Origin of the sequence: Pseudomonas sp. NPDC089547 (genome assembly GCF_050280665.1) — a bacterium.
Taxonomy (GTDB): Bacteria; Pseudomonadota; Gammaproteobacteria; order Pseudomonadales; family Pseudomonadaceae; genus Aquipseudomonas.
Window position 1 is genome coordinate 85,168 of record NZ_JBNNVS010000001.1, and the last position, 17,871, is coordinate 103,038.

Annotated in this window: 20 protein-coding genes; 19 read left to right on the top strand and 1 reads right to left on the bottom strand. The window is 62.4% G+C overall.

Annotation, left to right across the window (positions count from 1 at the left end):
• Positions 1–162: 162 nt before the first annotated feature.
• Complete coding sequence (gene suhB, locus ACQKPZ_RS00300) at positions 163–981, bottom strand: inositol-phosphate phosphatase (RefSeq protein ID WP_391124422.1); 819 nt, start codon at positions 979–981, stop codon at positions 163–165.
• A 151-nt stretch (positions 982–1,132) separates the two neighbouring features.
• On the opposite strand from suhB, the gene trmJ reads away from it, so the two are divergent.
• The 19 genes from trmJ to der all read left to right on the top strand — a co-directional run bounded on the left by trmJ (position 1,133) and on the right by der (position 17,703).
• Entirely contained in the window at positions 1,133–1,885 is a 753-nt protein-coding gene (gene trmJ, locus ACQKPZ_RS00305) for a tRNA (cytosine(32)/uridine(32)-2'-O)-methyltransferase TrmJ (protein WP_403199932.1), read from the top strand.
• A 3-nt stretch (positions 1,886–1,888) separates the two neighbouring features.
• The gene (gene cysE, locus ACQKPZ_RS00310; RefSeq protein ID WP_391124428.1) at positions 1,889–2,674 is read left to right on the top strand and encodes a serine O-acetyltransferase; all 786 of its coding nucleotides are present in this window, start codon (positions 1,889–1,891) and stop codon (positions 2,672–2,674) included.
• A 179-nt stretch (positions 2,675–2,853) separates the two neighbouring features.
• Complete coding sequence (iscR, locus tag ACQKPZ_RS00315; RefSeq protein WP_008092572.1) at positions 2,854–3,345, top strand: Fe-S cluster assembly transcriptional regulator IscR; 492 nt, start codon at positions 2,854–2,856, stop codon at positions 3,343–3,345.
• Positions 3,346–3,391: 46 nt separating this feature from the next.
• The gene (locus ACQKPZ_RS00320) at positions 3,392–4,606 is read left to right on the top strand and encodes an IscS subfamily cysteine desulfurase (protein ID WP_427534922.1); all 1,215 of its coding nucleotides are present in this window, start codon (positions 3,392–3,394) and stop codon (positions 4,604–4,606) included.
• Positions 4,607–4,653: 47 nt separating this feature from the next.
• The gene (gene iscU / locus ACQKPZ_RS00325) at positions 4,654–5,040 is read left to right on the top strand and encodes a Fe-S cluster assembly scaffold IscU (protein WP_003248539.1); all 387 of its coding nucleotides are present in this window, start codon (positions 4,654–4,656) and stop codon (positions 5,038–5,040) included.
• Between the two features lie 28 nt (positions 5,041–5,068).
• Entirely contained in the window at positions 5,069–5,392 is a 324-nt protein-coding gene (gene iscA / locus ACQKPZ_RS00330) for an iron-sulfur cluster assembly protein IscA (protein WP_060511418.1), read from the top strand.
• Between the two features lie 8 nt (positions 5,393–5,400).
• Complete coding sequence (hscB, locus tag ACQKPZ_RS00335; RefSeq protein ID WP_427534923.1) at positions 5,401–5,922, top strand: co-chaperone HscB; 522 nt, start codon at positions 5,401–5,403, stop codon at positions 5,920–5,922.
• 42 nt (positions 5,923–5,964) lie between these two features.
• The gene (hscA, locus tag ACQKPZ_RS00340; protein WP_427534925.1) at positions 5,965–7,827 is read left to right on the top strand and encodes a Fe-S protein assembly chaperone HscA; all 1,863 of its coding nucleotides are present in this window, start codon (positions 5,965–5,967) and stop codon (positions 7,825–7,827) included.
• A gap of 3 nt (positions 7,828–7,830) precedes the next feature.
• Complete coding sequence (fdx, locus tag ACQKPZ_RS00345) at positions 7,831–8,172, top strand: ISC system 2Fe-2S type ferredoxin (protein ID WP_012270595.1); 342 nt, start codon at positions 7,831–7,833, stop codon at positions 8,170–8,172.
• A gap of 10 nt (positions 8,173–8,182) precedes the next feature.
• On the top strand, positions 8,183–8,383 hold the full coding sequence (gene iscX / locus ACQKPZ_RS00350; protein WP_003248529.1) for a Fe-S cluster assembly protein IscX: 201 nt from the start codon (positions 8,183–8,185) through the stop codon (positions 8,381–8,383).
• 88 nt (positions 8,384–8,471) lie between these two features.
• On the top strand, positions 8,472–8,897 hold the full coding sequence (gene ndk, locus ACQKPZ_RS00355; protein ID WP_008092560.1) for a nucleoside-diphosphate kinase: 426 nt from the start codon (positions 8,472–8,474) through the stop codon (positions 8,895–8,897).
• 28 nt (positions 8,898–8,925) lie between these two features.
• Complete coding sequence (gene rlmN, locus ACQKPZ_RS00360) at positions 8,926–10,071, top strand: 23S rRNA (adenine(2503)-C(2))-methyltransferase RlmN (protein WP_416733624.1); 1,146 nt, start codon at positions 8,926–8,928, stop codon at positions 10,069–10,071.
• Positions 10,072–10,084: 13 nt separating this feature from the next.
• A complete protein-coding gene (pilW, locus tag ACQKPZ_RS00365; RefSeq protein ID WP_427534926.1) occupies positions 10,085–10,846 on the top strand; it encodes a type IV pilus biogenesis/stability protein PilW in 762 nt (253 codons plus the stop codon).
• The gene (locus ACQKPZ_RS00370; RefSeq protein ID WP_427534928.1) at positions 10,843–11,871 is read left to right on the top strand and encodes a RodZ domain-containing protein; all 1,029 of its coding nucleotides are present in this window, start codon (positions 10,843–10,845) and stop codon (positions 11,869–11,871) included. Before pilW ends, ACQKPZ_RS00370 begins: the two co-directional genes overlap by 4 nt.
• A 3-nt stretch (positions 11,872–11,874) precedes the next feature.
• Entirely contained in the window at positions 11,875–12,984 is a 1,110-nt protein-coding gene (gene ispG / locus ACQKPZ_RS00375; protein ID WP_201198628.1) for a flavodoxin-dependent (E)-4-hydroxy-3-methylbut-2-enyl-diphosphate synthase, read from the top strand.
• A gap of 25 nt (positions 12,985–13,009) precedes the next feature.
• Complete coding sequence (gene hisS / locus ACQKPZ_RS00380; RefSeq protein ID WP_391124452.1) at positions 13,010–14,299, top strand: histidine--tRNA ligase; 1,290 nt, start codon at positions 13,010–13,012, stop codon at positions 14,297–14,299.
• Positions 14,300–14,338: 39 nt separating this feature from the next.
• A complete protein-coding gene (locus tag ACQKPZ_RS00385; RefSeq protein ID WP_391124455.1) occupies positions 14,339–14,980 on the top strand; it encodes a tetratricopeptide repeat protein in 642 nt (213 codons plus the stop codon).
• Positions 14,981–16,123: an outer membrane protein assembly factor BamB gene (gene bamB, locus ACQKPZ_RS00390; RefSeq protein WP_003248513.1), complete on the top strand. Its 1,143-nt coding sequence runs from the start codon at positions 14,981–14,983 to the stop codon at positions 16,121–16,123. It begins immediately after the preceding gene.
• A gap of 116 nt (positions 16,124–16,239) precedes the next feature.
• Positions 16,240–17,703 (top strand): ribosome biogenesis GTPase Der, encoded by a 1,464-nt coding sequence (gene der / locus ACQKPZ_RS00395; RefSeq protein ID WP_391124458.1) that lies wholly within the window; start codon positions 16,240–16,242, stop codon positions 17,701–17,703.
• The last annotated feature ends 168 nt before the right edge of the window (positions 17,704–17,871 follow it).

A 17,871-nucleotide genomic window follows, 5' to 3' on the forward strand; every position in this document is an offset into this window, starting at 1 on the left:
AGCGGCCCCGGGATTTAAGCCGTATCAGAAATTGTCGGGGCCGCTTCGCGGCCCTTTCGCGACACAAGGCCGCTCCTACAGGGGGCGCAAGCTCGGGAGATAAACCTCCGGGCACAAAAAAAGCACCCCGAGGGGTGCTTTTTGCGTTCTGGCAATCCGCGCTTAGCGCTTCATGCTCTCTGGCAGGTGCGGCTGGATAGCGGTCAGCACGGCCTTGAAGCACTTGATGTTGCCTGCAACGATGTGGCCCTTGTCGAGGAAGTCGTGGCCACCGTTGAAGTCGCTCACCAGGCCACCGGCTTCCTGGATCAGCAGCACGCCGGCTGCCATGTCCCACTCGGACAGGCCCGACTCCCAGAAGGCGTCGAAACGGCCAGCGGCCACGTAGGCCAGGTCCAGGCTGGCGGAGCCGGCGCGGCGGATGCCGGCGGTCTGGCCAGTCAGGGCGCGGAACATGCCCAGGTAGTTGTCCATGTCAGCCATCTGGCCGTCACGGAACGGGAAGCCGGTACCCAGCAGGGCGCCTTCCAGGCTGGTGCGCGAGCTGACGCGCAGGCGACGGCCATTGAGTTGGGCGCCACGGCCACGGCTGGCGGTGAATTCTTCCTGGCGGACCGGGTCGAGCACTACGGCGTGCTCAAGGCGACCACGGTATTTGCAGGCGATGCTGACGGCGAAGTGCGGGATGCCACGCAGGAAGTTGGTGGTGCCGTCCAGCGGGTCGATGATCCACAGGTAATCCTTGCCTTCTTCGCCGCTACCCGCGTGCAGGCCGGTTTCTTCGCCCTGGATGGAGTGGTTCGGGTAGGCCTTGCGCAGCGCGTCGACGATTTTTTGCTCGGCGGCACGATCAACTTCGGAAACGTAGTCCTTAGCCTCTTTCTCGTCCACCTTGATGCTATCCAGGCGTTCGATGGAGCGGAAAATCAGTTCACTGGCGCTGCGAGCGGCGCGCAGGGCGATATTCAGCATAGGCTGCATGGGCGGGTCACCTGGAGATGTTAAAGAAGAAAGCCGGCCATTCTAGCAGAAAACTTTGGCGGCAGAAGTGTCACATTTGCTTTCATGGCGTTACGTCCGTCGGTTCTGTAAGATCGAAGGCCCTGATTCCTGCATCTGTGAGCACAACACCTTGCTGCAAAATATTCGTGTTGTTCTGGTCAATACCAGCCACCCCGGCAACATCGGCGGCGCTGCGCGTGCCATGAAAAACATGGGCTTGTCGCGCCTGGTGCTGGTGCAGCCAAAAGAATTTCCCGCCGAGGATGCCAGTGCCCGAGCCTCGGGTGCCGACGATGTGCTGGCCAACGCGCTGGTGGTCGACAGCCTTGAGCAGGCGCTGGTCGGCTGCAACCTGGTGATGGGCACCAGCGCCCGCGAGCGCAGCATTCCCTGGCCGTTGATCGGCCCGCGTGAATGCGGTGCCAAGGCGGTGGAGCATGCCAACGGTGGCGAAGAAATCGCCCTGGTGTTCGGGCGCGAACACGCTGGCCTGACCAACGAAGAACTGCAGCGATGTCACTTCCACGTGCACATTCCCTCCAACCCCGACTTCAGCTCGCTGAACCTGGCGGCCGCTGTGCAGGTGCTCGCCTACGAGGTGCGCATGGCCTGGCTGGCCGCCGGTGAAGCGCCGAAGGTCGAGAAGGTTGACGCCAGCGAGCTGGCGACCATGGACGAAATGGAGCTGTTCTACGACCACCTGGAAAAAACCCTGGTGGGTATCGGCTTCCTCGACCCTGAAAAGCCCAAGCACCTGATGCCGCGCCTGCGCCGGCTGTACGGGCGGGTGGCGGTCGAGCGTTCGGAAATGAGCATTTTGCGCGGCATCCTCACCGAGACCCAGAAAGTGGTCCGGGGCGAGCCGCATAAACGGAAGGACTGACAGATGTTCGAACGCCTGCGTGAAGATATTCAAAGCGTATTCCACCGCGACCCTGCTGCGCGCAATGCCTTCGAGGTGCTCACCTGCTACCCCGGCATGCACGCTATCTGGCTGCACCGCCTGGGTAACGCCCTGTGGAAGCGCGATTTCAAGTGGCTGGCCCGGCTGGTGTCGAACTTCGGCCGCTGGATGACCGGTATCGAGATCCACCCCGGTGCCACCATCGGTCGTCGCTTCTTTATTGACCATGGCATGGGCATCGTTATTGGCGAAACCGCCGAAATCGGCGACGACGTCACCCTTTACCAGGGCGTGACCCTGGGTGGCACCAGCTGGAACAAGGGCAAGCGTCACCCCACCCTGGAAAACGGCGTGGTGGTAGGGGCGGGGGCCAAGGTACTGGGCCCGTTCACCGTCGGTGCCGGGGCCAAGATCGGCTCCAACGCGGTGGTGACCAAGGCCGTTCCGGCCGGCGCCACGGCGGTGGGCATCCCTGGGCGGATCATCGTCAAGAGCGAGGACAATGAAGTCGAGGCCAAGCGCAAGGCCATGGCCGAGAAGATCGGCTTCGATGCGTATGGCGTAAGCGGCGACATGCCCGACCCGGTGGCGCGTGCCATCGGCCAGATGCTCGACCACCTGCAAGCGGTCGACGAGCGGCTGGAGGGGATGTGTGGCGCCCTGACCAAGATGGGTAGCGACTATTGCGCCAAGGAGCTGCCGGCCCTGCCTGAAGACGATTTCACCGAGGTTGCCCAAGCGGCCCAGCGCGACACTCAGTCGCATTGATTGCGCCACACTGAAATCATAGTGACATACGGGGCGTGTGCTCACGCCCCTCGTCTGCTACAATCGCGCCCGCCTCCCCGATGCAAACCCGACTAAAGCACTAGGTCTAATAGTTGACTTAAATGCTCGGGAATCGCATACTCGCACACATCCCGAAACTCCCGTGGTACCCAATAGCCATGCGACTGACTACCAAAGGCCGATACGCCGTGACCGCCATGCTTGACCTGGCGTTGCACGCGCAGCATGGGCCGGTGTCTTTGGCCGACATTTCCGAGCGCCAGGGCATTTCCCTCTCTTATCTGGAACAGCTGTTCGCCAAGCTGCGCCGCAGCAGCCTGGTCTCCAGCGTGCGTGGTCCAGGCGGTGGTTACCAGCTGTCGCGCGGCATGGAAACCATCCAGGTGGCGCAGGTCATCGATGCGGTCAATGAATCGGTCGATGCTACCCGTTGCCAGGGCCTCGGGGACTGCCATGCCGGTGATACCTGCCTGACCCACCACCTGTGGTGCGACCTCAGCCAGCAGATCCATGAATTCCTCAGCGGCATCAGCCTGGCCGACCTCGTCATGCGCCGTGAGGTGCAGGAAGTCGCCCAGCGCCAGGACCTGCGTCGTGTCGCAGGCCGAACTGCCCAGCTGGACAAGATTGAGACGTCCGCCGTCGATTGATCCCCCAGGGACGATGAGCGACGCCACCGCCTGATAGGAGAGACAAATGAAGTTGCCGATCTACCTCGATTACTCCGCGACCACTCCGGTTGACCCACGCGTCGCCCAGAAGATGGCCGACTGCCTGCTGGTTGACGGGAACTTCGGTAACCCGGCTTCGCGCTCCCATGTTTTCGGCTGGAAAGCCGAAGAAGCGGTCGAGAACGGTCGCCGCCAGGTTGCCGAGCTGATCAACGCCGACCCGCGTGAAATCGTCTGGACCAGCGGTGCCACCGAGTCCGACAACCTCGCGCTGAAAGGTGTCGCGCACTTCTATCAGACCAAGGGCAAGCACATCATCACCTCCAAGATCGAGCACAAGGCGGTCCTGGATACCGCTCGCCAGCTGGAGCGTGAAGGTTTCGAAGTCACCTACCTTGAGCCAGGCGAAGACGGCATCGTCACCCCGGCCATGGTCGAAGCCGTACTGCGCGACGACACCATCCTGGTCTCGCTGATGCACGTGAACAACGAAGTCGGCTCGATCAACGACATCGCCGCCATCGGTGAACTGACCCGTTCGCGTGGCGTGCTGTTCCATGTCGACGCTGCCCAGTCGGCCGGCAAGGTCGAAATCGACGTGCAAAAGCTGAAGGTCGACCTGATGTCGTTCTCGGCGCACAAGGTCTACGGCCCGAAAGGCATCGGCGCGCTGTACGTCAGCCGCAAGCCGCGCGTGCGCCTGGAAGCCATCATTCACGGCGGTGGCCATGAGCGCGGCATGCGTTCGGGCACCCTGCCGACCCACCAGATCGTCGGCATGGGCGAAGCCTTCGCCATTGCCAAGCAGGAAATGGCCGCGGAAAACGTGCGCATCAAGGCCCTGAGCGACCGCTTCTTCAACCAGGTCTCCAACCTTGAAGAGCTGTACGTCAACGGCAGCCAGACTGCTCGCGTACCGCACAACCTGAACCTGAGCTTCAACTACGTCGAAGGCGAGTCGCTGCTGATGTCGCTGAAGGACATCGCCGTATCGTCCGGTTCGGCCTGCACCTCCGCGTCGCTCGAGCCGTCGTACGTACTGCGCGCCCTGGGCCGCAACGACGAGCTGGCGCACAGCTCGATCCGCTTCTCCTTCGGCCGCTTCACCAGCGAAGAAGAAGTCGACTACGCCGCGCAGAAAGTCTGCGAAGCGGTCAACAAACTGCGTGAACTGTCGCCGCTGTGGGACATGTACAAAGACGGCGTCGACATCTCCAAGATCGAGTGGGCCGCCCACTAAGCAGTCGCCGGCAAGAGCGGCTCCCCTGATGAGGAAGGAATAGCACCATGGCATACAGCGAAAAGGTCATCGACCACTACGAAAACCCACGCAACGTCGGCAAGATGAATGCCGAGGACCCGGATGTCGGTACCGGCATGGTCGGCGCCCCAGCGTGCGGTGACGTGATGCGTCTGCAAATCAAGGTCAACGAGCAGGGCGTCATCGAAGACGCCAAGTTCAAGACCTACGGCTGCGGTTCGGCCATCGCTTCCAGCTCCCTCGCCACCGAGTGGATGAAGGGCAAGACCCTGGACGAAGCCGAAACCATCAAGAACACCCAGCTGGCCGAAGAACTGGCGTTGCCGCCGGTCAAGATCCACTGCTCGGTACTCGCCGAGGATGCCATCAAGGCAGCCGTACGCGATTACAAGCAGAAGAAAGGCTTGATCTAAGTCGCCTGTTGCAAGGTAAGGAGTCCTGATGGCTATCAGCATGACAGAAGCCGCCGCCAACCACATTCGCCGCTCCCTCGACGGGCGCGGCAAGGGTGAGGGCATTCGCCTGGGCGTGCGCACCACCGGTTGCTCGGGCCTGGCCTACGTGCTGGAGTTCGTCGACGAACTGGCGGACGAAGACACGGTGTTCGAGAACCACGGCGTGAAGGTGATCATCGATCCCAAGAGCCTGGTCTACCTCGACGGCACCGAACTGGATTTCGTCAAGGAAGGGTTGAACGAAGGCTTCAAGTTCAACAACCCCAACGTGCGCGGTGAATGTGGCTGCGGCGAAAGCTTCAACGTTTGAGGCTGGCTGTGGGTACTCCTTGTCATTACGCATTGTTTGACCTCCAGCCAAGCTTCCGCCTGGATCTAGACAAGCTGGCCACTCGCTACCGCGAGCTGGCCCGCGAAGTCCATCCTGATCGCTTTGCCGACGCCTCCGAGCGTGAGCAGCGCGTGGCGCTGGAAAAATCCGCAGCCCTCAACGATGCCTACCAGACGCTGCGCAGTGCGCCGCGTCGCGCCCGCTACCTGCTGGCCATCAGCGGCCACGAAGTACCCCAGGAAGTCACGGTCCACGACCCGGACTTCCTGTTGCAGCAGATGCAGTGGCGTGAAGAGCTCGAAGAGTTGCAGGACGAAGCCAACCTTGATGGTGTCGGTGTGTTCAAGAAGCGCCTGAAGGTTGCCCAGGACACGCTGAACGAGGACTTTGCCGCCTGCTGGGATGCCCCAGGCGAACGCGAGAAGGCCGAGCGCCTGATGCGCCGCATGCAATTCCTCGACAAGCTCGCCCAAGAAGTGCGCCAACTGGAAGAGCGCCTCGACGATTAACCCGGTGTCGCCCGTGATGACGCCTAAGGTATTCAGATAAGCATGGCCCTACTGCAGATTGCCGAACCCGGTCAAAGCCCTCAGCCGCACCAGCGCCGCCTGGCGGTGGGGATCGACCTGGGTACCACCAACTCTCTGGTCGCTGCACTGCGCAGCGGCCGTAGCGAGCCCCTGCCTGACGCGCAGGGTAACGTCATTCTGCCGTCCGCGGTGCGCTACCTCGAAGGGCGCAACGAAGTGGGGCAGGCTGCGCGTGATGCCGCCTCCAGCGACCCGTTGAACACCGTGCTGTCGGTCAAGCGCCTGATGGGGCGTGGCCTGGCGGACGTCAAGCAACTGGGTGAGCAACTACCATACCGCTTTGTGGGTGGTGAGTCGCACATGCCATTTATCGACACCGTGCAGGGGCCGAAAAGCCCGGTAGAAGTGTCTGCCGATATCCTCAAGGTGCTGCGCGAACGCGCCGAAGCGACCCTGGGTGGCGAACTGGTAGGCGCGGTAATCACCGTGCCGGCCTATTTCGACGACGCCCAGCGCCAGGCCACCAAGGACGCTGCGCGCCTGGCTGGCCTGAACGTGTTGCGGCTGCTCAACGAACCGACCGCAGCAGCCGTGGCCTATGGCCTGGACCAGAACGCCGAAGGCGTGGTGGCCATCTATGACCTGGGCGGCGGTACCTTCGATATCTCCATCCTGCGCCTGACCGCTGGCGTGTTCGAAGTGCTTGCCACCGGTGGCGATACCGCCCTGGGCGGTGACGATTTCGACCACGCCATTGCCGGCTGGATCATCGAGCAGGCTGGCCTGTCGTCCGACCTGGACCCGGCTACCCAGCGTGCATTGCTGCAAACCGCCTGCGCCGCCAAGGAAGCCCTGACAGACGCCGACGTGGTCGGCGTGAGCCATGGCGCCTGGCAGGGCGAACTGAGCCGTGCTGCATTCGAAACCATGATCGAACCATTGGTTGCCCGCAGTCTCAAGGCCTGCCGCCGCGCCGTGCGCGACAGTGGCGTGGAGCTTGAAGAAGTCAGTGCCGTGGTCATGGTCGGCGGTTCTACCCGGGTTCCGCGGGTACGTGATGCCGTGGGTACGCTGTTTGGCCGTACTCCGATGACCTCGATCGACCCCGATCAGGTGGTGGCCATCGGTGCTGCCATTCAGGCCGACACCCTGGCCGGCAACCGCCGCGAAGGTGGCGAACTGCTGCTGCTTGATGTCATTCCGCTGTCGCTTGGTCTTGAGACCATGGGCGGGCTGATGGAGAAGGTGATCCCGCGCAACACCACCATTCCGGTGGCGCGTGCGCAAGAGTTCACCACTTATAAAGATGGCCAGTCGGCCATGATGATCCACGTCCTGCAGGGTGAGCGCGAGCTGATCAGCGACTGCCGCTCGCTGGCACGCTTCGAGCTGCGCGGTATCCCGGCCATGGTTGCCGGCGCTGCGAAAATTCGCGTCACCTTCCAGGTGGATGCCGACGGCCTGCTCAGCGTTGCCGCCCGCGAACTGGGCTCGGGCGTGGAAGCCAGCATCCAGGTCAAGCCGTCCTACGGCCTGACCGACGGCGAGATTGCCCGCATGCTCAAGGACTCCTTCGAACACGCAGGTTCCGACAAGCAGGCCCGCCAGTTGCGTGAGCACCAGGTGGACGGCGAGCGCCTGCTCGAAGCGGTACAGGGCGCCCTGGACGCCGACGGCGAACGCTTGCTCAGCAGCGACGAGCGCGACGCCATTGAGTTCCAGATGCAAGAACTACGTGATTTGCTGGCCGGCACCGATGGCGCAGCCATCGAGCAACAGACCAAGCGTCTGTCGCAGGTGACCGACGCATTTGCCGCCCGTCGCCTTGATTCGACGGTCAAAGCCGCACTGGCCGGGCGCAACCTGAATGAGATCGAGGAGTAACCGATGCCGCTGGTGACATTCCTGCCGCATGAGAAGTTCTGCCCAGAGGGGCTGACCGTGGAGGTGCCGACCGGGACCAACATCCTGGAACTGGCCCACGACCATCACATCGAGATGGAAAGCGCCTGCGGCGGCGTCAAGGCTTGCACCACGTGCCACTGCATCGTGCGCAAGGGTTTCGACTCCCTTGAAGAAGCCGACGAGCTGGAAGAGGACATGCTGGACAAGGCCTGGGGCCTGGAGGCGCAATCGCGCCTGGGTTGCCAGGTGGTGGTCGCCGACGAAGACCTGACCATCGAGATCCCCAAGTATTCGCTGAACCACGCTGCCGAAGCACCGCACTGAGGGCCTGTACATGAGTCTGAAATGGGTTGATGTACTTGAGATCGCAATCCAGCTTGCAGAAAGCAAGCCTGAGGTCGATCCTCGTTATGTGAATTTCGTAGACCTGCACCGCTGGGTGCTGGCGTTGCCAGAATTCAGCGACGATCCGTCACGCGGCGGTGAGAAAGTGCTTGAGGCAATCCAGGCTGCCTGGATTGACGAAGCCGACTAAGCGACGTGTGCAGGTTAGGCAATCCCCTGAAACCCGCGTATAATTCGCGGGTTTAATTTTTCGTAACACTCATATTCTGGAGTTTTCCATGGCTGTTCAACGTACTTTCTCGATCATCAAGCCTGACGCAGTAGCCAAAAACGTCATCGGCAAGATCACCACTCGCTTCGAAGAAGCCGGCCTGAAAATCGTTGCCTCGAAAATCAAGCAACTGTCCAAAGCCGAAGCCGAAGGCTTCTACGCTGAGCACAGCGCTCGCGGCTTCTTCGGTGACCTGGTTGCCTTCATGACTTCCGGCCCGGTTGTTGTTCAGGTTCTGGAAGGCGAAAACGCCATCGCTCTGAACCGTGAGCTGATGGGCGCTACCAACCCTAAAGAAGCTGCTGCCGGCACCATCCGTGCTGACTTCGCCGAGTCGATCGACGCCAACGCTGTTCACGGTTCGGACTCCGAAGCTGCTGCTGCTCGCGAAATCGCTTACTTCTTCGCTGCTACCGAGGTAACCACTCGCTAAGCGAAAGCTTACGGGTGAGGGTGAATCCATGACGACATCTACTGGCAAAATCAACCTGTTGGGTCTGACCCAGCCGGAAATGGAACAATTCTTCGACTCAATCGGGGAAAAACGCTTCCGTGCCGGCCAGGTGATGAAATGGATTCACCATTTTGGCGTGTCCGACTTTGCGGCCATGACCAACGTAGGCAAGGTCTTGCGCGAAAAGCTCGAGGCCGTTGCCGAGATTCGCCCGCCGGAAGTGGTCAGTGAAGACATTTCCGCCGACGGCACCCGCAAGTGGGTGATCCGCGTTGCCTCCGGCAGCTGCGTCGAAACCGTCTACATTCCTACCGACGATCGCGGCACCCTGTGCGTGTCGTCGCAAGCCGGCTGTGCCCTGGACTGCAGTTTCTGCTCCACCGGCAAGCAAGGTTTCAACAGCAACCTCACCGCCGCCGAAGTGATTGGCCAGGTGTGGCTTGCCAACAAATCCTTCGGGACCGTTCCTGCCAAAGTCGACCGCGCGATTACCAACGTGGTGATGATGGGCATGGGCGAGCCCTTGCTGAACTTCGACAACGTCATCGCCGCCATGAAAATCATGATGGATGACCTTGGCTATGGCATTTCCAAGCGTCGCGTCACCCTGTCCACCTCGGGTGTGGTGCCGATGATCGACGAACTGGCCAAGCACATCGACGTGTCGCTGGCCCTGTCGCTGCACGCACCGAACGACGAACTGCGCAACCAGCTGGTGCCGATCAACAAGAAGTACCCGCTGAAGGTGCTGCTGGAATCGTGCATGGGCTACATGTCCACCCTGGGCGGCAAGCGTGTGCTCACGGTTGAATACACCCTGCTCAAGGACGTCAACGACCAGCCTGAGCATGCTGCGCAAATGATCGAGTTGCTGCGCGACGTACCGTGCAAGATCAACCTGATCCCGTTCAACCCGTTCCCGCATTCGGGCTACGAGCGGCCGAGCAACAACGCCATCCGTCGCTTCCAGGACCTGCTGCACCATGGTGGTTTCAACGTCACCACCCGCACTACCCGCGGTGACGATATCGATGCCGCCTGTGGTCAGTTGGTTGGCCAGGTCAACGACCGCACCCGCCGCAGCGAGCGCTACATTGCCGTGCGTCAGCTTTCTGCAGACGTCGAGCTGCAAGACAGCGCCGCCAGCCACTGACCGGAAACTGCCCATGAGCCTGCGCGCCGCGCTGTCGATCCTTGCGCTTTTGCTGCTGGCCGGCTGTGTGTCGGGCGGCGCCGGCGACCCTCTGGCCAGCCGCCAGGGCAGGATGGAGGCGGGGCGGGCTTATGTGCAGCTTGGCCTGGGGTATTTGCAACAGGGTTTGACCGAGCAGGCCAAGGCGCCGCTGGGCAAGGCCCTGGCCCTGGAGAGCCGTGATGCCGATGCGCACGCCGCCCTGGCGCTGGTATTCCAGGCCGAAGGTGAGCCGGCTCTGGCCGAAGCACACTTCCACAAGGCGTTGCAGGCCCGCGCTGGCGACACGCGAATTCGCAACAACTACGGCAGTTTCCTTTATGCTCAGGGGCGATTTGCCGAAGCCGAGCAGATGTTTCGCCTGGCCAGTGGCGATACCCTGTATCCTGAGCGCTCACGCGTGTACGAGAACCTGGGCCTGACCGCCCTGAAGCTCGAACGCCGCGATCAGGCGCATGCGTATCTGCACAAAGCGTTGCAACTCAACCAGCGGCAACCAAAAGCCTTGTTGGAAATGGCTGAGTTGTCCTACGAAAACAGGCATTATGTGCCGGCCCGGGACTACTACGATCGTTTCAGCCAGTTGAGCGACCACGATGCCCGTAGCCTGCTGCTGGGCAGTCGCCTTGCCCGGGTGTTCGACGAGCAGGGCACACTGGCCGAGATGGGCCAGCAATTACAACGACTTTATCCCGGTACGCCGGAATATCAGCAATACCTGTCGGAGCAACGATGAACGCCGCGCATCCCGAAGTAGCAGTAGCGCCTGGCCAGAACCCCGGTGAGCTTTTGCGCCTGGCCCGTGAGAAACGGGACTGGTCTCAAGCCGAGGTGGCCCGCAAGCTCAACCTCACTGTCAGTTCGTTGAACCACGTGGAAACCGGCGCCTTCGACAAGCTGCCCGGGCATACCTTTGCCCGTGGCTACATCCGCGCCTATGCCAAATTGATGGAGCTCGACCAGGCCGCCCTGGTAGAGGCCTTCGACCGCTACACCGGTACCCACGCCAAAGGCAGCGAAGTGCACTCGCTGGGCCGTATCGAAGAACCGGTACGCCTGTCGCACAACATACTGCGTGGCGTCAGCCTGCTGTTGCTGGTGGCTGTGGTGGGTGGTGGTTTCGTCTGGTGGCAGGACCAGGGCAGCCTGCGTGGCAAGGACCTGGCCAAGATGGCCCTGGAGCACGTCGAAGTCGAAAGCGCCGACGGCACCACCCAGATTCACCCGCTTGATGAGCCTGAAGACCAGGCCGTAACCGCTGGCCAGCAGCCCGAAAGCGCGCCGCTGGCCCTGGAGCAGACCACTGCCGGGCAGCCTGCCGCTGCTGCCGAACAGGCGCCTGCCAGCCCGGCGCCAACGGTTGCCGCAGCGCCAGCCCCGGCACCCGCGCAACCTGCTGCCAGCGCACCGGCTGTTGCACCTGCCCCGGTAGTACCGGCTACCCCGGCACCGGCCGCAGTTGCGCCGGCAGCGCCGGCTGCAGCCGTGGCCGCAGCCGAGCCAGCCGCAGTGCCTGCCGGCAGTGCCAAGGTCTCCATCCAGTTCGTCGCCGATTGCTGGACCCAGGTCAGCGACGGCAACGGCAAGGTGCTGTTCAGCGCCATCAAGCGCAAGGGGGACAACCTCGAACTGACCGGCAAGCCGCCATTTGCGGTACGCCTGGGCTTTGCCCGGGGCGCCCAGGTCAGCTACAACGGCCAGGCCGTCGATGTTGCCCCGTTCACCAGTGGCGAGACCGCTCGCCTGAAGTTGGGACAGTAAGTCATGCACGGCGAATCTCCGATCAAACGTCGCGAATCCCGCAAAATCTGGGTTGGCAATGTACCGGTGGGTGGTGATGCGCCCATCGCGGTGCAGAGCATGACCAACACCGACACCAACGATGTAGCCGCCACCGTCGGGCAGATCCAGCGCCTGGTCGATGCCGGCGTGGACATCGTGCGTGTTTCGGTGCCGGACATGGACGCGGCCGAGGCGTTTGGCAAGATCAAGCAACTGGTCAGCGTGCCGCTGGTCGCAGACATCCACTTCGACTACAAGATCGCCCTGCGCGTGGCCGAACTGGGCGTTGACTGCCTGCGTATCAACCCGGGCAACATCGGCCGTGAAGACCGTGTACGCGCCGTGGTCGATGCCGCCCGCGACCGTGGCATCCCGATCCGCATCGGCGTCAATGCCGGCTCGCTGGAAAAAGACCTGCAGAAAAAGTACGGCGAACCGACCCCGGCTGCGCTGGTCGAGTCGGCCTTGCGCCATGTCGAACACCTCGACCGCCTGGACTTCCAGGACTTCAAGGTCAGCGTGAAGGCCTCTGACGTGTTCATGGCCGTCGAAGCCTACCGCCTGTTGGCCAGGCAGATCGTACAGCCGCTGCACCTGGGCATCACCGAAGCCGGTGGCCTGCGTTCGGGGACGGTGAAATCCGCCGTCGGCCTCGGTATGCTGCTGGCCGAAGGCATTGGCGATACCATCCGTATCTCGCTGGCGGCCGACCCGGTCGAAGAAGTGAAAGTCGGCTACGACATCCTCAAGTCGCTGCACCTGCGCTCGCGTGGCATCAACTTCATCGCCTGCCCGAGCTGCTCGCGGCAGAACTTCGATGTGGTCAAGACCATGAACGAGCTGGAAGGGCGCCTGGAAGACCTGCTGGTACCGCTGGACGTGGCGGTGATCGGTTGCGTGGTCAACGGCCCGGGTGAAGCCAAGGAAGCCCATGTAGGCTTGACCGGCGGCACGCCAAACCTGATCTACATCGACGGCAAGCCGGCGCAGAAACTGACCAATGACAACCTGGTCGATGAGCTGGAAAAGCTCATCCGCCAGAAAGCGGCCGAAAAGGCCGAAGCCGACGCGGCGTTGATCGCCCGTGGCTGACACACAGAATTCGTAAGGACTATTCGTGAGCAAATCGCTGCAAGCCATCCGTGGCATGAACGACATCCTGCCAGAACAGTCGCCACTGTGGCGCTACTTCGAAGGCACCGTGGCCGGCCTGCTGGACACCTACGGGTACAGCCAGATCCGCACGCCGATCGTCGAGTTCACCGAGCTGTTCAAACGCTCGATCGGTGAAGTGACCGATATCGTCGAAAAAGAGATGTACACCTTCGAGGACCGCAACGGCGACTCGCTGACCCTGCGCCCCGAAGGCACCGCCGCCTGCGTGCGTGCCGTGCTGGAGCATGGCATCACCGGCAACGGCCAGGTGCAGAAACTGTGGTACATCGGCCAGATGTTCCGCCACGAGCGCCCGCAGAAGGGCCGCTACCGCCAGTTCCACCAGATTGGCGTGGAAGTGTTCAACCTGGACGGCCCGGACATCGATGCCGAGCTGATCATGCTCACCTGGCGCCTGTGGGGCCTGCTGGGTATTCAGGACGCCGTCAAGCTGGAGCTCAACAGCCTGGGTACCAGCGAAGCCCGCGCACGCTACCGTGACGCGCTGGTCGAGTTCCTCTCGGCGCGCCTGGAGCAACTGGACGAAGACAGCCAGCGCCGCCTCAAGAGCAACCCGCTGCGCATCCTCGACAGCAAGGACCAGAACACCCAGGCGGTGCTGGTTGGCGCACCAAGGCTGGAAGACTACCTGGACGAAGAGTCCCGCGTGCACTTCGAGGGCCTCAAGGCCCGCCTGGACGCCGCCGGTATTCCGTTCGTGATCAACACCAAGCTGGTGCGTGGCCTGGACTACTACAGCAAGACCGTATTCGAGTGGGTCACCGACAAGCTCGGCGCCCAGGGTACCGTGTGCGCCGGTGGCCGCTACGACGGCCTGGTCGAGCAGATGGGCGGCAAACCGACCACGGGCGTTGGTTTCGCCATGGGTATCGAGCGCCTGATCCTGCTGCTGGAAACCCTCGGCAAGGTGCCGGAGTCCATCAGCCGCCAGATCGACGTTTACCTGTGCGCCTTCGGCGAGCAGGCCGAGTTGGCCGGGCTGCGCCTGTCCGAGGGCTTGCGTGACCGCTTGCCGGGCCTGCGCCTGGCGGTGAATGCCGGTGGCGGCAGCTTCAAGAGCCAGTTCAAGAAAGCCGACAAGAGCGGCGCGCTGTTCGCCCTGATCCTCGGTGACGACGAACTGGCCAAGCAAGAAATCGGCTTGAAGCCCCTGCGTGGCCAGGGCGAACAACAGAACATTGCCTGGGATGCTCTTGCAGGGCACCTGGAAACCGCGATCGCGCAGGCGTAACGCGGTTCAACAAGCGAATAGGCGAAAAGGAGTATTGGGGTGTCGAGTACTGATGATGATGACCTGGCAGGGGTCAAGGACTGGTGGAACCGTAACGGCAAGCCGCTGCTGACCGGCGCCTTGCTGGCGGGCGTGGTGGTGTTGGGCTGGAATACCTGGCACAAGTACCAGAACAACCAGTCGCAAGGTGCCTCGCAGCTGTATCAGGCGTTGCTTGAGACCAGCCTGACGCCGACTGGCCAGCCAGACGCCACCAAGGTTGCGGAACTGGCCGGCAAGCTCAAGAGCGAGTTCGGCGGCACTGCCTACGCCCAGTACGGTAGCCTGTTCGTGGCCAAGGTTGCGGTCGAGAGCGGCAAGCTCGACGACGCGGCTGCCGAGCTGAAAAGCGTGCTGGACAAGCCGGCCGACGTGACCCTGGGCGAGATTTCGCGCCAGCGTCTGGCGCGTGTGCTGGCCGCTCAGAACAAGGCCGAGGATGCCCTCAAGCTGCTCGACGGCGACGCCGACAAAGCCTTCCTGGCCAGCCGTGAAGAGTTGAAGGGCGACCTGCTGGTACAGCTGGGTCGTGCCGACGACGCACACACTGCTTACGAGAAAGCCAAGGCTGCGCTGTCTGATGAGGCGGCGGTCGGTGGCCTGCAATTGAAGCTGGATGACCTGGCTAAAGGGGACGCGTAAGTGATCGGTTGGAAACATGCAGCAGTGCTGACCCTGGCCGTATTGGCCGCAGGTTGCAGCAGCAACAGCAAGAAGGAACTGCCCCCGGCCGAGCTGACCAAGTTCACCGAGGAAGTGGTGCTGAAGAAGCAGTGGAGCCGTTCGATCGGTGACGGCCAGGGTGAAACCTACAACACCCTGGTACCGGCCATCGAGAACGACCGTATCTACGCTTCCGACGTCAACGGCGAAGTCTTCGCCCTCGACCGCATCACCGGCGACGTGGTGTGGAAGAAGGACCTGGAGCTGCAGGTTTCCGGCGCTGTTGGCGTGGGCTACGGCCTGGTCATGCTCGGTACCCTCAAGGGTGAAGTCATCGCCCTGGATTCCAGCACCGGTGAAGAGCGTTGGCGCTCGCGCGTGACCAGCGAAGTGCTGGCCCCGCCTGCCAACAACGGTGACGTAGTGGTAGTGCAGACCCAGGACGACCGCCTGATCGGCCTGGATGCTGCCACGGGCGACCGCCGCTGGATCTACGAAAACTCCCCGGCCGTGCTGACCCTGCGTGGCACCGGTGCACCGATCGCCACCAACCGCCTGGCCGTCGCCGGCCTGTCCACCGGCAAGGTGGTAGCGGTGGACATCAACAACGGCGTGCCAGTGTGGGAAAGCCGTGTGGCCATCCCTAAAGGCCGCTCCGAGCTGGACCGTGTGGTTGATATCGACGGCGGCTTGCTGCTGTCTGGTGGTACCCTGTACGTCAGCACCTACCAGGGCCGTGTAGCGGGCCTGGACCTGGAAAGCGGCCGCGAGCTGTGGCAGCGCGATGCCTCCAGCTATGTGGGTGTGGCCCAGGGCTTCGGTAACGTCTACGTGAGCGAAGCATCGGGTACCGTGGAAGGCGTGGATGAACGCTCCTCCAGCGCCCTGTGGAGCAACGACAGCATGGCTCGTCGCCAGTTGACCGCGCCTGAAGTGTTCAGCAGCTACGTGGCAGTGGGTGACTTCGAGGGGTACCTGCACCTGCTGAGCCAGGTAGACGGCCGCTTCGTAGGCCGCGAACGTATCGACAGCGATGGCCTGCGCGCCCGCCCACTTGTGGTCGGCGACACCATCTACGTCTTCGGCAACAGCGGCAAGCTCGAGGCACTGACCATCCGCTGAAGCTATGCTTGAAGCCTTGGCGGGCTTCAAGCCGCGGCGTAGGACACGCCGCCCAAACTCCGGCCGCTGCCTTGCAGCGGCCTTTGCATTTTCAAGAATTCGAGAGTGGAGAGCCGATGGTTCCCGTAATTGCCCTGGTGGGCCGCCCGAACGTCGGCAAATCCACCATGTTCAACCGCCTGACCAAAACCCGCGATGCCATCGTGGGTGACCTGTCGGGCCTGACCCGTGACCGCCAGTATGGCGATGCCAGCTGGCAGGGTCGTTCCTTCATCCTGATCGACACTGGCGGTATCACCGGTGACGAAGTAGGCATGGACGAGAAGATGGCCGAGCAGTCGCTCATGGCCATCGAAGAAGCCGACTATGTGCTGTTCCTGGTCGATGCCCGCGCCGGCATGACCGCCGCCGACCAGATGATTGCCGAGCACCTGCGCAAGCGCAACAAGTCGGCGATTCTGGTCGCCAACAAGATCGACAACATTGACGCCGACGTCGCCCGCGCCGAGTTCTCGCCGCTGGGCATGGGCAATGCCATTCCGGTGGCTGGCTCCCAGGGCCGCGGCATCAACGCGCTGATGGAAAGCGTACTGGGTCATATTCCTCGCGACGCAGAGGAAGAGGCCCTGGACCAGGAAGTCGCCGAAGGCGAGGAAGCGGTTCGCATCCCCGGCCCGAGCGAGAAAGATGGCATCAAGATCGCCATCATTGGCCGCCCGAACGTGGGTAAATCGACCCTGGTCAACCGCATGCTCGGCGAAGAGCGCGTGGTGGTCTACGACCAGCCGGGCACCACCCGTGACAGTATCTATATCCCGTTCGAGCGCGATGGCGAGAAGTACACCTTCATCGACACCGCCGGCGTGCGCAAGCGCGGCAAGATCCACGAAGAAGTCGAAAAGTTCTCGGTGGTGAAGACGCTGCAGGCGATCAAGGACGCCAACGTGGTGATCTTCGTCATGGATGCCCGTGAAGGCGTGGTTGACCATGACCTGAACCTGCTGGGCTTTGCCCTGGAAGCAGGCCGAGCCATCGTTATTGCCTTGAACAAGTGGGACGGCATGGAGCCGGGCGAGCGCGCCTACGTGAAGACCGAGCTGGAGCGCCGGCTGTTCTTTGTCGACTTCGCCGACATCCACTTCATTTCTGCCCTGCACGGCACTGGCGTGGGCAACCTGTACAAGTCGGTGCAGGCCGCGTTCACGTCGGCTGTTACCCGCTGGCCAACCAGCCGCCTGACGCAGATCCTCGAGGATGCTGTGAGCGAGCACCAGCCACCGCTGGTCAATGGCCGCCGCATCAAGCTGCGTTATGCCCACCTCGGTGGTGCCAACCCGCCGCTGATCGTGATCCACGGCAACCAGACCGAGAGCATTCCAAAGTCGTACTCGCGTTACCTGGAAAACACCTACCGCCGCGTGCTGAAGCTGGTCGGTACGCCGATCCGCATCGAGTACAAGGGCGGTGAGAACCCGTACGAGGGCAAGAAGAACACCCTCACCGACCGCCAGGTCAACAAGAAGCGCCGCTTGATGTCGCACCACAAGAAGGCCGAGAAGAAGCGACGCGACAAGCGCTGATTCCGCGTCTGCTTTTTCGCGGGCTTGCCCGCTCCCACAAGTACTGCACAGCTATTGAAACCTGTGGAGGACCTGTGGGAGCGGGCAAGCCCGCGAAGGGGCCCTTTGATCCAGCGCAATCCCCCTATTGTTTCAACCTTTTTCCTGACCGCTCGATCCGCTATGCTC

Excerpts from the sequence above, each read along its gene's own strand:
- suhB (WP_391124422.1), bottom strand. The coding sequence starts at position 981 with ATGCAGCCTATGCTGAATATCGCCCTGCGCGCCGCTCGCAGCGCCAGT.
- cysE (WP_391124428.1), top strand. The coding sequence starts at position 1,889 with ATGTTCGAACGCCTGCGTGAAGATATTCAAAGCGTATTCCACCGCGAC.
- iscR (WP_008092572.1), top strand. The coding sequence starts at position 2,854 with ATGCGACTGACTACCAAAGGCCGATACGCCGTGACCGCCATGCTTGAC.
- ACQKPZ_RS00320 (WP_427534922.1), top strand. The coding sequence starts at position 3,392 with ATGAAGTTGCCGATCTACCTCGATTACTCCGCGACCACTCCGGTTGAC.
- iscU (WP_003248539.1), top strand. The coding sequence starts at position 4,654 with ATGGCATACAGCGAAAAGGTCATCGACCACTACGAAAACCCACGCAAC.
- iscA (WP_060511418.1), top strand. The coding sequence starts at position 5,069 with ATGGCTATCAGCATGACAGAAGCCGCCGCCAACCACATTCGCCGCTCC.
- hscA (WP_427534925.1), top strand. The coding sequence starts at position 5,965 with ATGGCCCTACTGCAGATTGCCGAACCCGGTCAAAGCCCTCAGCCGCAC.
- fdx (WP_012270595.1), top strand. The coding sequence starts at position 7,831 with ATGCCGCTGGTGACATTCCTGCCGCATGAGAAGTTCTGCCCAGAGGGG.
- iscX (WP_003248529.1), top strand. The coding sequence starts at position 8,183 with ATGAGTCTGAAATGGGTTGATGTACTTGAGATCGCAATCCAGCTTGCA.
- ndk (WP_008092560.1), top strand. The coding sequence starts at position 8,472 with ATGGCTGTTCAACGTACTTTCTCGATCATCAAGCCTGACGCAGTAGCC.
- rlmN (WP_416733624.1), top strand. The coding sequence starts at position 8,926 with ATGACGACATCTACTGGCAAAATCAACCTGTTGGGTCTGACCCAGCCG.
- pilW (WP_427534926.1), top strand. The coding sequence starts at position 10,085 with ATGAGCCTGCGCGCCGCGCTGTCGATCCTTGCGCTTTTGCTGCTGGCC.
- ACQKPZ_RS00370 (WP_427534928.1), top strand. The coding sequence starts at position 10,843 with ATGAACGCCGCGCATCCCGAAGTAGCAGTAGCGCCTGGCCAGAACCCC.
- ispG (WP_201198628.1), top strand. The coding sequence starts at position 11,875 with ATGCACGGCGAATCTCCGATCAAACGTCGCGAATCCCGCAAAATCTGG.
- der (WP_391124458.1), top strand. The coding sequence starts at position 16,240 with ATGGTTCCCGTAATTGCCCTGGTGGGCCGCCCGAACGTCGGCAAATCC.